This window comes from Intrasporangium sp., assembly GCF_035688975.1.
Lineage (GTDB): Bacteria > Actinomycetota > Actinomycetes > Actinomycetales > Dermatophilaceae > CALMNV01.
Window position 1 is genome coordinate 15,545 of the sequence record NZ_DASSMH010000063.1, and the last position, 14,111, is coordinate 29,655.

At 73.6% G+C, this 14,111-nt stretch carries 15 protein-coding genes; 10 read left to right on the plus strand and 5 right to left on the minus strand.

Going from position 1 to position 14,111, the window contains the following annotated elements:
- Positions 1-53: 53 nt before the first annotated feature.
- Both VFJ94_RS06550 and VFJ94_RS06555 read left to right on the plus strand, forming a co-directional pair.
- Positions 54-554: a hypothetical protein gene (locus tag VFJ94_RS06550; RefSeq protein ID WP_325003393.1), complete on the plus strand. Its 501-nt coding sequence runs from the start codon at positions 54-56 to the stop codon at positions 552-554.
- A 120-nt stretch (positions 555-674) separates the two neighbouring features.
- Positions 675-2,546: a glycoside hydrolase family 15 protein gene (locus VFJ94_RS06555; RefSeq protein WP_325003394.1), complete on the plus strand. Its 1,872-nt coding sequence runs from the start codon at positions 675-677 to the stop codon at positions 2,544-2,546.
- Positions 2,547-2,622: 76 nt separating this feature from the next.
- On the opposite strand, the gene VFJ94_RS06560 is transcribed toward VFJ94_RS06555, so the two are convergent.
- On the minus strand, positions 2,623-3,477 hold the full coding sequence (locus VFJ94_RS06560; RefSeq protein ID WP_325003395.1) for an SDR family oxidoreductase: 855 nt from the start codon (positions 3,475-3,477) through the stop codon (positions 2,623-2,625).
- Between the two features lie 168 nt (positions 3,478-3,645).
- Between VFJ94_RS06560 and VFJ94_RS06565 the strand changes: the two genes are divergently transcribed.
- The gene (locus VFJ94_RS06565; RefSeq protein ID WP_325003396.1) at positions 3,646-5,445 is read left to right on the plus strand and encodes a DUF429 domain-containing protein; all 1,800 of its coding nucleotides are present in this window, start codon (positions 3,646-3,648) and stop codon (positions 5,443-5,445) included.
- Here VFJ94_RS06565 and VFJ94_RS06570 read toward each other — a convergent pair.
- Positions 5,404-6,372 carry a DUF389 domain-containing protein gene (locus tag VFJ94_RS06570; RefSeq protein WP_325003397.1) on the minus strand — a complete coding sequence of 323 codons (969 nt, stop codon included), beginning with the start codon at positions 6,370-6,372 and terminating at the stop codon, positions 5,404-5,406. The two genes, VFJ94_RS06565 and VFJ94_RS06570, sit on opposite strands and share 42 nt — an antisense overlap.
- A 129-nt stretch (positions 6,373-6,501) precedes the next feature.
- Between VFJ94_RS06570 and VFJ94_RS06575 the strand changes: the two genes are divergently transcribed.
- The 7 genes from VFJ94_RS06575 to VFJ94_RS06605 all read left to right on the plus strand — a co-directional run bounded on the left by VFJ94_RS06575 (position 6,502) and on the right by VFJ94_RS06605 (position 12,435).
- Positions 6,502-6,897, plus strand: a complete 396-nt coding sequence (locus tag VFJ94_RS06575) for a DUF2237 domain-containing protein (RefSeq protein ID WP_325003398.1) — start codon at positions 6,502-6,504, stop codon at positions 6,895-6,897.
- A gap of 122 nt (positions 6,898-7,019) precedes the next feature.
- Entirely contained in the window at positions 7,020-7,439 is a 420-nt protein-coding gene (locus tag VFJ94_RS06580) for an Hsp20/alpha crystallin family protein (protein ID WP_325003399.1), read from the plus strand.
- A gap of 165 nt (positions 7,440-7,604) precedes the next feature.
- The gene (locus VFJ94_RS06585; RefSeq protein ID WP_325003400.1) at positions 7,605-8,504 is read left to right on the plus strand and encodes an oxygenase MpaB family protein; all 900 of its coding nucleotides are present in this window, start codon (positions 7,605-7,607) and stop codon (positions 8,502-8,504) included.
- A gap of 3 nt (positions 8,505-8,507) precedes the next feature.
- The gene (locus VFJ94_RS06590; RefSeq protein ID WP_325003401.1) at positions 8,508-9,254 is read left to right on the plus strand and encodes a phosphodiesterase; all 747 of its coding nucleotides are present in this window, start codon (positions 8,508-8,510) and stop codon (positions 9,252-9,254) included.
- 7 nt (positions 9,255-9,261) lie between these two features.
- The gene (locus tag VFJ94_RS06595; RefSeq protein WP_325003402.1) at positions 9,262-9,480 is read left to right on the plus strand and encodes a DUF2630 family protein; all 219 of its coding nucleotides are present in this window, start codon (positions 9,262-9,264) and stop codon (positions 9,478-9,480) included.
- 229 nt (positions 9,481-9,709) lie between these two features.
- Positions 9,710-11,149 carry an FAD-binding oxidoreductase gene (locus VFJ94_RS06600; protein ID WP_325003403.1) on the plus strand — a complete coding sequence of 480 codons (1,440 nt, stop codon included), beginning with the start codon at positions 9,710-9,712 and terminating at the stop codon, positions 11,147-11,149.
- Positions 11,146-12,435: a cyclopropane-fatty-acyl-phospholipid synthase family protein gene (locus VFJ94_RS06605; protein ID WP_325003404.1), complete on the plus strand. Its 1,290-nt coding sequence runs from the start codon at positions 11,146-11,148 to the stop codon at positions 12,433-12,435. The genes VFJ94_RS06600 and VFJ94_RS06605 overlap by 4 nt, the downstream gene beginning before the upstream one ends.
- Here VFJ94_RS06605 and VFJ94_RS06610 read toward each other — a convergent pair.
- The 3 genes from VFJ94_RS06610 to VFJ94_RS06620 are packed head-to-tail and all read right to left on the minus strand — an operon-like array spanning position 12,416 to position 14,071.
- The gene (locus tag VFJ94_RS06610; RefSeq protein WP_325003405.1) at positions 12,416-13,033 is read right to left on the minus strand and encodes a class I SAM-dependent methyltransferase; all 618 of its coding nucleotides are present in this window, start codon (positions 13,031-13,033) and stop codon (positions 12,416-12,418) included. The two genes, VFJ94_RS06605 and VFJ94_RS06610, sit on opposite strands and share 20 nt — an antisense overlap.
- An 8-nt stretch (positions 13,034-13,041) precedes the next feature.
- Positions 13,042-13,497, minus strand: coding sequence for a hemerythrin domain-containing protein (locus VFJ94_RS06615; protein WP_325003406.1), 456 nt, complete (start codon positions 13,495-13,497; stop codon positions 13,042-13,044).
- Positions 13,498-13,549: 52 nt separating this feature from the next.
- A complete protein-coding gene (locus tag VFJ94_RS06620; protein ID WP_325003407.1) occupies positions 13,550-14,071 on the minus strand; it encodes a hypothetical protein in 522 nt (173 codons plus the stop codon).
- Positions 14,072-14,111 lie beyond the last annotated feature (40 nt).

The window sequence follows — 14,111 nt, forward strand, 5'->3', positions numbered from 1 at the left end:
CGTCGTCCGCGCCGAAGACTGGCAGTGACAACCGGAGAACGCAGGAGGGCATCGTGGAGAAGGTCATGTGGCTGGTGCTCGGAGCAATCACCTTGGGGGCTGCGCTGCGGGCCGGCTCCAGTGCCCGAGCGATGTACGTCGCCCGGGTTGCGCTCTTCCTGCTCATGGTTCCCTTCGGGGCGGCCGTCAACGCCTCGTACCTGCGCAGCGGCTCCGCCTACTACGAGGACTTCGCCGACGCCTCGCAGTTCGCCTTCGTCCGCGACACCTGGCAGTCACTGGTCGTCCCGAACCAGGGGTTCTTCATCACGCTGCTCATCCTCGCCGAGGCGGTGGCCGGGGTCCTCGTGGCGGTCGGCGGTCGGTGGATGCGTTGGGCGCTCGTCGCTCTCATCGGCTTCCACGTGGGCCAGCTGGTCTTCGGCTGGTTCATGTGGCCCTGGGCCGTCGTGATGACGGGTGCCTTCGCGCTGCTCATCCGGGCGCAGCAGCGCACGCCGACGCCGCCGCTCGGCCTGCGAGTGCCGCCCGCGGTGCGCGCCCACGCGCGGTGATCCGGCGGCTCGGCCTCCACCGGCCGGGACCCTCGGGGCACGGCGGCATACTGAGAGCCGGGGATCGCGCGCCAGGGCCGGCACGCGCGGCGACGGTGCCGACGGGAGGAGCGGGCGGTCATGGATCAGCGCAGACCGGGGGCGGGCGGCTCGTCCAGCACGACGGCGACGGCCATCGCGGACTATGCCCTGCTCTCCGACCGGCACTCGGCGGCGCTGGTCTCGACGTCCGGCTCGGTGGACTGGCTGTGTATGCCGCGCTTCGACAGCCCGTCGACCTTCGGGGCCCTCCTCGGTGAGGACGCGGGCCACTGGTCGATCCGGCCCGTGGGAGGCTTCCGGGTCGAGCGGGAGTACGTCGCCGCGAGCCTCGTGCTGCGCACGACCTTCGTCACCGCCCAAGGGGTGCTGGAGCTGCGGGACGCCCTCTCGCTCGGGCGGACCGATGATCCGCACCGGCTGGGAGAGCACGCGCCGCATGTGCTGCTGCGCAGCGTCGCGTGCACCGAGGGCAGCGTGGCCGTCGAGGTGCGCTTCCGCCCTCGGCCGGAGTACGGGCTCATCGCACCCGCGCTGCACGCCGTCGACGGTGGCCTCGTCGCCAGCGGCGGAGCGGCCCGGCTCACCGTGTCGAGCACGGTGCCCCTCGAGATCGGCCGTGACGACGCGCACGCCCGCTTTGAGCTGCGGTCAGGTGAGCTCGCGTGCTTCGCGTTGCGGCAGGGGCCGCTCGGAGCGCCGAGCCCCCCAGTGATGAGCGGCCCCGCCATCGCCGGCGCCATCGAGGAGACCGTGGACGGCTGGGGGCGGTGGTCCGCCCAGCACCAGCACTACCAAGGCCGGTGGCGCGAGCTCGTCCACCACTCCGGGCGCGTCCTGCAGGCGATGAGCTACCAGCCGACCGGGGCCATCGTCGCCGCGGCGACGACCTCGCTGCCCGAGGAGATCGGCGGCGAGCGCAACTGGGACTACCGCTACTCCTGGGTCCGAGACGCCAGCCTGGCCATGCAGGCGCTATGGGTGGCAGCCTGCCCCGACGAGGCCGACGAGTTCTTCGGCTTCATGGCCGCGGCAGCCGCCTCGGCCGACGTCGACGGGCCGCTCCAGATCATGTTCGGCATCGGCGGGGAGCACGACCTCTCCGAGCGCACCCTGACGCACCTGCCCGGCTGGAGGGGGAGCAGCCCGGTCCGCGTCGGCAACGGAGCGTGGAACCAGTCGCAGCTCGACGTCTACGGCGAGCTCCTCGACTCCGCCCACCAGCTGCGGGACCAGCTGGGGCACGCGGACGGCCCGACCCGCGACTTCCTCGTCCGGCTTGCCGACGCCGCGGCCGCCCGGTGGGAGGAGCCCGACAACGGCATCTGGGAGGTCCGCGGCGAAGCCCGGCACTTCGTGCACTCCAAGGTCATGTGCTGGGTGGCGCTCGACCGCGCCGTCGCCCTGGCCGACTGGCTCGGGGCCGGGGAGCACGTCGAGCGTTGGGCCAGCACGGCTGAGCGGATCCGCACGGCGGTGCTCACCGACGGGTGGGACGAGCGGATGGGCGCCTTCACCCAGTCGTTCGGCCGCCCCGACCTCGACGCCACGGCCCTCCTGCTGCCGATCGTCGGCTTCCTGCCGGCCGACGACCCGCGCATGCTCTCCACCATCGACGCCGTGCGCGACGGGCTGACCGACGGCCGCGGGCTGGTCCGCCGCTACCGGACCGAGACGGGAGTCGACGGGCTCGCCGGCGAGGAGGGCACCTTCCTGCTCTGCACCTTCTGGCTGGCCCACGCCCTCGCCCTCGCCGGCCGCACCGAGGAGGGCAGCCAGGTGTTCGAGCGCGCCATCGGCTACCGCAACGACGTCGACCTGCTGGCCGAGGAGGTCGACTCGGCCACAGGCGAGTCGCTCGGCAACTTTCCGCAGGCCTTCAGCCACATCGGTCTGGTCAACGCCGCCTGGGCCCTCGAACAGCCGGCGACCGCAGGCGGCGCCGAGGAGTGAGGCGTGCTCGGCCGGTGAGGCGTGCTCGGCGGGTGAGGCGTGCTCGGCGGGTGAGGCGTGCTCGGCCGGGCCGGGCTCAGCTGGCCGCGCGCACCGCGTCGACGAGCGAGGTGGGCCGACGCCCCAGGAGTCGAGTCAGGTCGTCCGAGTCCGTGTCGAGCGCCCCCTCGGCGATGTTGGCGTCGACAGCGGCATGGAAGCCGGCCGTGCCCGCGTCGACCCCGGCCCCGGTGAGGGCGGCCACCAGCTCCTCGCCCGTCACCGCCCGGGCCACCACCGGCGTGCCGGTCACCTCGGAGATGGCCTCGGCCAGCTCGGCGTAGGTGAACGGGGTGCCGCCGAGCTCGTAGACCACGTCGTCGGTGCGGTCCTCCAGCAGGGCGGTGGCTGCGGCTGCGGCGAAGTCGGCCCGGCTGGCAGCGGCGATCCGCCCGTCACCGGCGGCATGCAGGACGCAGCCCTGGGACAGGTAGCTGCCGATCTGGGCCGTGAAGTTCTCGAGGTACCACCCGTTGCGCAGGACCGTGCGCGGCAGGCCGGACTCGGCGAGCAGCCCCTCCGTGGCCTGGTGCTCCGGCGCAAGGAGCAGCGGGGTGGAGTCCGCGCGCAGGATCGACGTGTAGGCGATGCGCCCCACGCCGGCGCGCTTCGCCGCCGTGATGACGTTGCCGTGCTGCCGGACGCGCTGGCCGACCTCGGAGCCCGAGACGAGCAGCAGTCGGTCGACGCCGACGAGGGCTGCGTCGAGGGTCACCGGCACGTCGTAGTCCGCCTCGCGGGCCTGCACTCCCCGCTCGGCCAGGTCGGCGACCTTCTGCGGCGTGCGTGCCAGCGCGACGATGTCACCGGGGGCGACGCCCGCGTCGACGAGCTGCTCGATGACGTGGCGGCCGAACGGTCCGCTGGCTCCGGTGACGGCATACGTGGGCATGTGGGGGCTCCTTGACGGTGGTCGGTTCCCGGAGAACGCAGTTGATCGCTCAACTATTCCGCTGGGAGCTCCGGCGGACCGGGGGCGCCCTGCCCGGTTCGCCGTATGCCGTCGCTCCGGAGCGACCGGATACCTCGGACCCGAGGTGGCCCGGGCAGGATGGGGCCCATGCACTTCATCGGGGTCGACCTGGCGTGGGGCGCCTCGAGGCCGACCGGGGTCGCCGTCCTGGACGCCGCCGGTCGGCTCGTGCACGTCGCGGCGCACGGCACCGACGACGAGATCGTCGCCGCGCTCACGGCATACACCCGAGGCGACTGTCTCGTCGGCCTCGACGCGCCCCTCGTCGTGCTCAACCGCACGGGCACCCGGCCCGCCGAGGCGGCCCTGAGCCGCGACTTCGCCCGCTTCGAGGCCGGCGCGCACCCGGCCAACACCGGCCGGCCGGAGTTCCGCGACGGGACCCGAGGCGCCCGGCTCGCCGAGCGCCTGGGCCTCGACCTGGACCCGGGGTCCTCGGCTCCCCGTCGCGCCATCGAGGTCTACCCGCACCCCGCCACCGTCGCCCTGTTCCGTCTCGGCCGGACCCTGAAGTACAAGAACAAGCCCGGTCGGCCGGTCGCCACGCTGCGCGCCGAGCTGGGCCGGCTCATGGACCTGCTCGAGGGTCTGGAGGGTGCCACGCCCCGGATGCGGCTCCGGGACCACGACGGGTGGCGGGCCCTGCGGGCACTCGTCGCCGGCGCCGAGCGAAAGAGCGTCCTGCGCCAAGCCGAGGACCAGGTCGATGCGGTCGTGTGTGCCTACGTCGCGCTGTTCACGGCGAGGCGACCCGAGGCCGTGACCGCCTACGGCGACGTCGCGACCGGCTACATCGTCACGCCCACGCTGCCTGCGGACCAGGTCCCGGAGCCACGGAAGCGGCGCGACCCGGTCCAGACGGCGGTCCAGGCGTATGCCGCCCAGCAGCCGGCGCTGCAGGAGGCGACCGACGCCTTCGTCACCCTCGTCAGGTCCTATCTCGACGACGCCGGGATCAACTACCTGACCGTCACCGGCCGGACCAAGAGCGTCGAGTCCTTCGCCGCCAAGGCCGGGCGGACCGTCGACGGCAAGCGGCAGTACCCGCGGCCGCTCACCCAGATCACCGACCAGATCGGCGTGCGGGTCATCACCTACGGGCACGAGGACGTCGCGGCCGTCGCGGACCTGCTCGCCGACCAGCTGAGCGTGCAGGGCGACCGCGACATGGGCCAGGAGACGGCGAGCGAGGGGCGGTTCGGCTATGCGAGCCGGCACCTGCTTGTCGGGATCGACCCTGCGCGCAGCCCCGGCGAGCGGGAGCAGCGGCTGGTCGGGCGCAGCGCCTCGGTCCAGATCCGCACCGTGCTGCAGCATGCCTGGGCCGAGTTCGAGCACGACATCCGCTACAAGGGCACCATCCCGGAGGAGCTGGCCCCCGACCTCGACCGGCGGTTCACCCTGGCGGCCGGACTGCTCGAGCTCGCCGACCGCGAGTTCTCGCAGATCCGTGCGCGCCTGCAGGCGCCGGCCCCGAGGCAGCGGCCGGAGCCGGACGTCAACGACCCCCGGATCAGCGCCCAGGACCTCGCGACGTTCCTCGCCGGGCAGTACACCGAGGCGGGCTGGTCCCGCACCGACCACTACGAATGGGTCTGCGGCCTGCTCCTCGAGCTCGGTATCAGCTCCCTCGACGAGCTGGCCGGGCTCCTCGCGTCGATCGACGGCGCCGGCATCAACGCGAGGATGGGCTACCGCTACCCGCCGGGCGCCGTGCGGCGGCTCGACGACGCGCTCCTCGCCGTCTTCGGCAGCCGGTATCTCGCCCTGCACGGCAACGCCCACCGCGAGGCGCAGCTGCGCAGCCGGCTGGAGAAGCTGCGGGCGGTGGACCCGCCGGCGCGCTCAACGAGGGCGGTCGTCACCGGTGCCGGGCAGGAGCCGTGACCGCCGCGCCGGCACCCGCGACCACACGGCCTGCTGCAGCGCCAGCGTCAGCCAGCCGGCGAGCGCCATGCCGAGGATGTTGACCACGAGCTGCAGGCTGCTGCCCCACACCTCCTTCCAGGCGCCGAAGGCGAGGCCCAGCGCGACGTTGCCCGCGGCGGGGATCGTCGTGACGGAGATGAAGACGCCGCTGAGGCCGCCCACCCGGGCGGAGGTCAGCGACAGCACCCCGGCGGCCGCGGCGAGCACGGCGACGATGAACGACCACTTGTCCGGCGTGTAGATGAAAGCGGTCCCTGGCCGCGGCCCCTCGACGTCGGTGAGGGCGACCCAGCCGAGCGCCCGGCCGACGAGCGCCGCCGCGCACGTGGCGGCGATGGCGATGCCGAAGCCGAAGGCCAGGGCCCGGGCCGCGAGGCCGAGCAGCAGCCCGCGCCGGCGCACGAGCGCCACGCCCAGCGCCGCCACCGCGCCGAACTCCGGCCCGAGCACCATGGCGCCGATGACGAGGATCTGCGAGTCGAGGACGATGGCGATGCCGGCGATGAAGGTCGCGAGCACCATGAAGCTGACATAGGTCCAGTTGAACTCGACGTCCTCGTAGGAGTGCTGCACGACCTGCGCCCACACGACGGCGTCCGCGCTGCTGCCCGGGGTGGCCTGCTCGGCGGTGAGGCCGGCCCGTGAGAGCCACGTCGTCACCGGCTCGATGTGCACGGTGCCGCGCTGGTGCACCCCGAGGTCGCGAAGCCGGTTGACGATGTCGTTCGCGCCCTCCCGCGCCACGTCGGCGACGACGAGGTCGCCGGCCGGCAGGACCGAGGCGCCGCGGATCAGCGCGAGGCTGCTCACGGCTTCGGTCCCCTGCAGGACGTCCACGATCGCCTCGGTGAGGTCGGCCGGCGTGGAGACGTGGAGGCGCAGCATGACGCCAGTCTGTCGTGCCGACCCCGCCCAGGCCCGGCTGAGGCCCCACCCACGCCCCGCCCAGCCCGCCCCACGCACAGGGAGCCGGACCCCGAAACCGCGGTGACGGCATACGGCTAGCGTTTGGCCATGGCCCGCGGTGAACGCAACGTGCTCGGTGGACCGCTTGCAGAGTGCGGGCGGGACCCTGTGACCGGCTTCTATCGCGACGGCACCTGCACGACCGGCCCCGAGGACCTGGGCAGCCACACGATCTGCGTCGTGGTGAGCGTCGAGTTCCTCCAGCACCAGGTCTCCGTGGGCAACGACCTCGTCACCCCGCGGCCGGAGTGGCGCTTTCCCGGGCTCACCCCGGGCGATCGGTGGTGCGTCGTGGCGTCCCGGTGGCTGGAGTCCCAGCGGGCGGGATGCGCCGCCCCGGTCGTCCTGGCCGCCACCCACGAGCGCGCCCTCGACGTCATCCCGCTCCAGCTCCTGCAGGCGTATGCCGCCGACATCCCGGACGACCCGCGCTCCCTGCTGTGAGGGGCCGGCCCACGGGTCCGGCGGGAATAGCAGGTACTAGTTGAGTCGTTCTCACTCATGTATATTGAGTGCTGGGGCAGCCAGCCACCCCCAGCGATGTAGGAGCACTTCCAGGAGGGACCATGTCCAACTTCGACCCGTTCCGTCAGCTCGACCGCTTCTTCACCGACAGTTTCCGGCCGGCCTCGACCGTCATGCCGATGGACCTCTACCGCTCGGGTGAGAGCTTCACGGTCCTGATCGACCTTCCCGGTGTCGACCCCAGCTCCATCGACGTCGACGTCGAGGACCGCACGCTGACGATCCGCGCGGAGCGTCCGGCCCTCGAGGTGGAGGACGCCAAGTGGCTCTCGCACGAGCGTCCCACCGGCACCTTCGCCCGGCAGCTGTCGCTCGGTCAGGGCCTCGCACTCGACCGCATCGAGGCGTCCTACCGCGACGGCGTGCTGAGCCTGACCATCCCGGTCGCCGAGGAGGCCAAGCCGCGCAAGATCTCGGTGAGCGTTGAGGGCAGCGACGACAAGGCCGCGATCGGCAGCTGACGCCGAGCGGCAAACGGCGACGGCCGAGGACCGTCAAGCCCCAACGAGCGAGGGCCCGGACTGCCTGAGGCAGTCCGGGCCCTCCGCTGTGCGAGCCGGCCCGACGCCGCGGGACCCACCGGCGCCGCGGCCCCACCTCGCAGGGGCGCGGCATACGCTGACGTCATGACGCTCGGCCCCGCCCTCACCGTCGTCCAACGACGGATCGGACGGGCGCTGCGCGCCCGGGTGGCCGGGCAGGACGCCGCGGCGCGGGCGCAACGCATCTGGGGTGCGCCCGGCCCCCGCTGGTTCACCTCCACAGATCCGATCTGGCGCGTGCACGCCGACGCGTCGATGTTTCCGGGCGGCATCGCATCCCTGCTCCTGCAGTCGTTGCACCCGCTGGCCATGGCCGGCGTGGCGGGTCACAGCGGCTACAAGAGCGACCCCTGGGGACGCCTGCAGCGCACCAGCAGCTACCTCGCGACGACGACGTTCGGCACCATCGCCGACGCCGAGGCCGCGATCGCCGCGGTGCGCGCCATCCACGAACGCGTCCGCGGCACCGACCCGGCAGGGCGCCCCTACCGCGCGAGCGACCCCGACCTGCTGCTGTGGGTGCACGTGGCCGAGATCGACAGCTTCCTGCGGGCGTACCAGGCCTTCGGCGCCCGCCCGCTCACGGCGCAGGAGGCGGACACCTACGTCGCGCAGGCCGGCGTCGCGGCCGCCCGGCTCGGGGTGCTCGACCCGCCGAGGTCCGTCGCGGCCTTGACCGGGACGCTGGCCGACTACCGGCCCCGGCTGGAGGCGACGGCGGCCGCCCGCGAAGCCGCGCGGTTCCTGCTCCTCGACCCGCCCCTGCCGCTGCTCGCCCGCCCCGGCTACGCCACGCTGGCCGCGGGCGGCGTCTCCCTCCTGCCCGCCTGGGCCCGCGGCATGCTGGGCCTGCCCATGCCCGAGCCGGTCGTGCAGGCCGTCGCGCGTCCGGTGGGAGCGTTCGGCACCTCCGCCGTCCGGTGGGCCCTCGCCGGGATCGGGGAGCGCCGCCCGTCGGACGGGCCCGCCCGGCAGCCGGCCTGACGGATGAGCGGCTCCTCCCGGCAGCCGGGCGCCGGCGCCCTGGCCCAGCGGTTGGCCGGTGGTGTGTTCGGCGCGGCGCTGGGCGCGGCCTTCGCCACGACCGCTCTGCTGCGGCGGACCAAGCCGCTCCACCCCGAGGGCGTGGTGTCGTCGGCGACCTTGCGGGTCACGCCGGCCGACGCCCGCTCCGGCGTCCCCCTCCTTGACACCGGCGGCGAGCACGCCTGCACCGTCCGGGCCTCGTATGCCGTGGGCACCGGCCCCGAGGCGCCCGACATCGAGGGTTTCGCCCTGCGGCTCCCGGCCGGCGGTGCGGGTCGCAGCGCGGCCGACGTGCTCTTCGCGAGCACCGGCACGGGCCGTCTCTCCCGGTTCGTCCTGGCCGTGCGCCGACCCGGGGTCCACGCGAGCCTCACCACCCTGCTGCCGGTGCGCGCTGCCGACGGGTCGCCACTCCTGCTGCGCCTCGACCCCCGCCCGACGCGCGGCGCAGGCGTGGCGGGGGCGGCGGGCGCGGGCCCGCTGCCGGCGGCATACGCCCTGTCCTGGGCACACGGCCGGGGTCAGTGGCACGAGTGCGGCGAGCTTGCCGTGCCGTGGGACTCCGGCGGGGCCGACGCGCCGCGCCGCTTCGACCCGGTCGCGAACCCGCTCCCCGGGACGGGGCAGTACCCGCTCGTCGAGTGGCTGCGCGAGCCGGCCTACGCGCTCTCCAGGCTCGCGTGGCCACGGGCCGGGCGGCTGGGATAGTGGTCGGATGGCCGAGGACGTGAACATCCAGCAGCACATCAAGCGCCTCATGGACGAGGAGCACGAGCTGCGCTCCTCCCTCGCCGGGGGGCAGATCTCGGTCACCGAGGAGCACCAGCGGCTGGGCCAGATCGAGGCCGAGCTGGACCAGTGCTGGGACCTGCTCCGGCAGCGGCAGGCCAAGCGGGAGCCGGGCCAGGATCCCGCCCGGGGCCACTCGAGCTGACACCGCGCGCGGGCTCCGCTCCCCCCCTCCGGTCGAGTGGCCAGTTCGGTGCGCTCCCCCACGGTCGAGTGGCCAGTTCGGTGCGCTCCCCCCGGTCGAGTGGCCAGTTCGGTGCGCTCCCCACCGTCGACTGGCCAGTTCGGTGCACGAAAGTGGCCACTCGACGAGGGGGCCCGGGCCCTGGCGGCGGGGGTCGCCGGGGCACCAGCCGGTGGTCAGGGTGCGGTGGTTGAATACGTACCACGCCCAGGGGGAGGTCCGGATGTCATGGAGCCAGGCCCGGCTCGCGGCCCACTCGCGAGCGGTCGAGCAGGTGGTTCGGGAGTATGCCGCCCTGCCCGCGGACGAGCCCGTCCGGCTGGCCAAGCGCACCTCCAATCTCTTCCGCCCCCGAGCGGCGCACACGGGTCCCGGTCTCGATGTGTCGAGCCTCGACCACGTCGTCGAGCTCGACCCGCAGCGCGGCGTCGCACGGGTGCAGGGGATGGCGACCTACGAACGGCTGGTCGACGAGCTGCTGCCGCACGGCTTCGTGCCGCTCGTCGTCCCGCAGCTGAAGACGATCACGATCGGAGGCGCCGTCACCGGCCTCGGCATCGAGGCAAGCTCCTTCCGCAACGGACTTCCGCACGAGTCGGTCCTCGAGCTGGAGATCCTCACCGGCTCCGGCCGGGTCGTCACCGCCCGGCCGCAGGGGGAGCACGCCGATCTCTTCCACGTCTTCCCCAACTCCTACGGGTCCCTGGGCTACGCGCTCAGCCTCACGATCGAGCTCGAGCACGCCAGCCGCTACGTCGCGCTGCGCCACGTCCGCTTCGCGTGCCTGGCCGACCTCGTCGCGGCCGTCGGCACGATCATGGCCAGCCGCTGCTGGGAGGACGAGCCGGTCGACTTCCTCGACGGCGTCGTCTTCGGCCGGCACGAGGCCTACCTCTGCCTCGGGCGGTGGACCGACTCGCTCGAGGGGCAGCCGCGTCCCAGCGACTACACCGGCACCGAGATCTTCTACCACTCGATCCGGGAGCGTCGCCGCGACGTCCTGACGGCGCGGGACTACCTGTGGCGCTGGGACACCGACTGGTTCTGGTGCTCCCGTGCCTTCGGCGCCCAGCAGCCGCTCGTGCGTCGGCTCTGGCCCAAGCGGCTGCTGCGCAGCGACACGTACTGGACGATCGTCGGCTTCGAGAACCGGCACGGCGTCATGGCCACCCTCGACCGGTGGCGGGGCCGGCCCGAGCGGGAGCGGGTGGTGCAGGACGTCGAGATCCCCCTGTCCCGGACCGCCGAGTTCCTCGAGTGGTTCCTCGACGAGGTGCCGATCGAGCCGATCTGGCTGTGCCCGGTGCGGCTGCGCGCCGCGTCGACCGTCCCGGGCGGTGGCCCGCCGTGGCCGCTCTACCCGATGCGCCCCGGCGAGCCCTACGTCAACGTCGGGTTCTGGTCCAGCGTGCCGGTGGCACCCGGCCGCCAGGTCGGCGACGTCAACCGGGACCTCGAGGCGCAGGTCGGGCGGCTCGGCGGCCACAAGTCGCTCTACTCCGACGCGTTCTACGACGAGGACACCTTCGACGCGCTCTATGGCGGCGCGGCATACCGGCCGGTGAAGGCGACCTACGACCCAGCCGGACGACTTCCGACGCTCTACGAGAAGGCGGTGCAGGCACGATGACGATGACCGTGGGCGAGGCGTTCGACCGGGTCTTCGGACCCGACGTCCCCATGCGGGTGGAGGCGTACGACGGCTCCGTAGGAGGGCGCCCCGACGGGCGGGCGATGCGTCTGACCAAGCGCGGCCTCAACTACGTCATCACGTCCCCGGGGACGCTGGGAATGGCTCGCGCGTACCTCATGGGCGACCTCGAGATCGAGGGCATGAACGAGGCGGACCCCTACGACGTGCTGCGGACGTTCGAGGACGACCTCACCCCCCGGCGGCCGAGCCTGCGCGACCTGCCCGACCTCGCCGCCTTCCTCAAGGAGGTGGGCCTGCGGGTGCCCGAGCTGCCCCGCGAGGAGACGCCCGGACCCCTGCGCCGGCTAGCGCACGGCCTGCGTCATGGTCGACGTCGTGACGCCGAGGCCATCTCGCACCACTACGACGTGTCCAACACCTTCTACGAGAAGGTGCTCGGGCCGTCCATGACCTACACATGCGCCTGCTATCCCTCCGAGGCGGCGACCCTCGAGGAGGCCCAGGCCCACAAGTACGACCTCGTCGCGCGCAAGCTCGGTTTGGCGCCGGGCATGCGGCTGCTCGACGTGGGGTGCGGATGGGGCGGCATGGTGCGCCACGCCGTCACCCACTACGGCGTGACGGCCCTCGGGGTCACGCTGTCACGGGCCCAGGCGCAGTGGGCGACGGCGCGCATCGAGCAGGAGGGCCTGGCCGGACGGGCCGAGGTGCGTCACGCCGACTACCGCGACGTCACGGAGCGCGGCTTCGACGCCGTCAGCTCCATCGGCCTCACCGAGCACATCGGGGTCGCCAACTACCCGGCCTACTTCCGCTTCCTGCGCGACCGGCTGCGCTACGGCGGCCGGCTGCTCAACCACTGCATCACCCGCCCGGACAACCGGCACCCGGGTCTGCCGAGCCGGGGCTTCATCAACCGCTACGTCTTCCCCGACGGCGAGCTGACCGGCTCGGGCGACATCGTGCGGGCCATGGAGGACCAGGGCTTCGAGGTCCGCCACCAGGAGAACCTGCGCGAGCACTATGCCCTGACGACCGCGGCCTGGTGCGCCAACCTCTCGGCGCACTGGGACGAGTGCGTGGCCGATGCCGGCCTCGGCATCGCCCGCGTGTGGGGCCTCTACCTCGCCGGCTCGCGACTGTCCTTCGAGCGCAACCGGATCCAGCTGCATCAGGTGCTCGCCTCGCGGACCGGCCCAGACGGTCGCTCCGGCTTCCCGCTGCGTCCGACGTGGGAGCAGGTCACCGTCGACGCAGGATGACGACCGTGTCGAGCGCCTCGCGCTCGCCGTCCTCCGTGCTCACGGGCCGTCGGCGCAGCTGCGCCGACTCGACCTCGACGGCCAGGCCCTCGGCCGACGCCGCGACGTCGTCCGGGTCGTGCAGCACTGCGGGGTCCGACGGACCGCCCCAGCCCTCGGTGAGGTTGCGCAGGGCGTGCGCGACGACGAGGACCCGCCCGCCGACCCGGGTCGCCTCGACGCCGGCTCGCAGGGCGCGCCGCCACTCGTCCTCGGGCAGCTGGAGGTAGGAGAACAGCACGAGGTCGTATGCCGCCGGCCCACCCGGAGCGGGCTGCGTCGCGTCAGCGACGAGCGCCGTGAGCCGGGCGGCCCGGTCGCCGAGGCGGTCGGCGGCGAGGCGGCGCATCCGGTCGACCGCCACCGGCGAGTAGTCGGCCGCGACGACGTCCCAGCCCTGCTCGACCATCCAGATGGCGTTGCGGCCCTCGCCGGCGGCCACGTCGAGGGCACGCCCAGGCGGCAGGCCGCCGACGATCTCGGCGACCCAGAGGTTCGGCGTGGCGGACCACACGAGGTCGGTCGCGGCATAGCGCGCATCCCAGTCGGCCGCGTCCATGCCCGCCGTCACTCGGATCCGCCGAGGTCGACCTCGTAGGCCTCGTAGACGAGGTCGGTCCCGGTCTGCCGGTGCCGGACGAGGCGACCGAGCAGCAACGTCACCTCTTCCCGGAAGGCGGGCAGGTCGCCGGACGCGCCGTCGCCCTCCTCGAGCGCGGCGAGAAACCCGCGCACCGCCTCGCGCAGCGGCTCGTGCTCCTCGCGCAGCCGCCCGAGCGGGCCGGAGAGCCGCGGCGCGGCCCGGCTGAGCCGGTCGTAGAGCCCACCCGGGCCCTCGGTGAGCTCGACGTGCACGTCGAGGTCCGAGGAGAGCTCGGCCAGGGCCGCCCGGACCCGCTCGCGCCAGGCGGCCCCGCGGGCCAGCGGCGAGGCGAGGGTGTCGTCGAGGGCTCGGACGGAGTCGTGCAGCTCGGCGCGCTGGGCACGCACGCGGTCGAGGTACGCAGTCAGGCTGGGGTCCATGGCGCCTCCTTGACAGCCATGGTCCCCGGCGGCGAGCCGCTCGTCCACCCGCTCAGGCGTGGACGGCCTTCGCCGCGCGCCGGGCCGCACGGTCGGCGTGCTTCGCGGCCTTGTCCACCCGCTTGGCCGCCTTGCCGGCGCTCTTGGCCTCCGCCTTGCGGCCGCGCGCTCCTCCGCCCTGGCGGTCGAGCAGGAGCCCGAGGCCGATGCCGAGCAGCCAGACGTCCTTGCTCACCCCGATGCCCTGCGGGGTCGGCCACACGCTCCCCGGCTTGCGCAGGGACGGCGTGCGCAGGTACATCCCGACCAGGCCCCCGGCGAACGCGGTGAGGGCGGCGCCCGCCGTCCGCGGCTTGACGAACGGCGCGAGCAGCAGCGCCCCGGTCGCCATCTCCCCGACGGAAAGGGCCTTCAGGAAGGTGGCGGGGTCCAGCGACTTCAGCGCCGGGAAGGCGCCCACCGCCATGCCGTGGGTGCCGGCGGCCGTCTCGGCGTCCCCGCCCCACTTCTCCATGCCGGAGTGCAGGACGTAGCCACCGGCGGCCAGCCGGGTCGGGATGTTGCTCAGCTTCATGGTTCCTCCTGGGGTGGTGGTCAGGCCCGTGGATCGACCC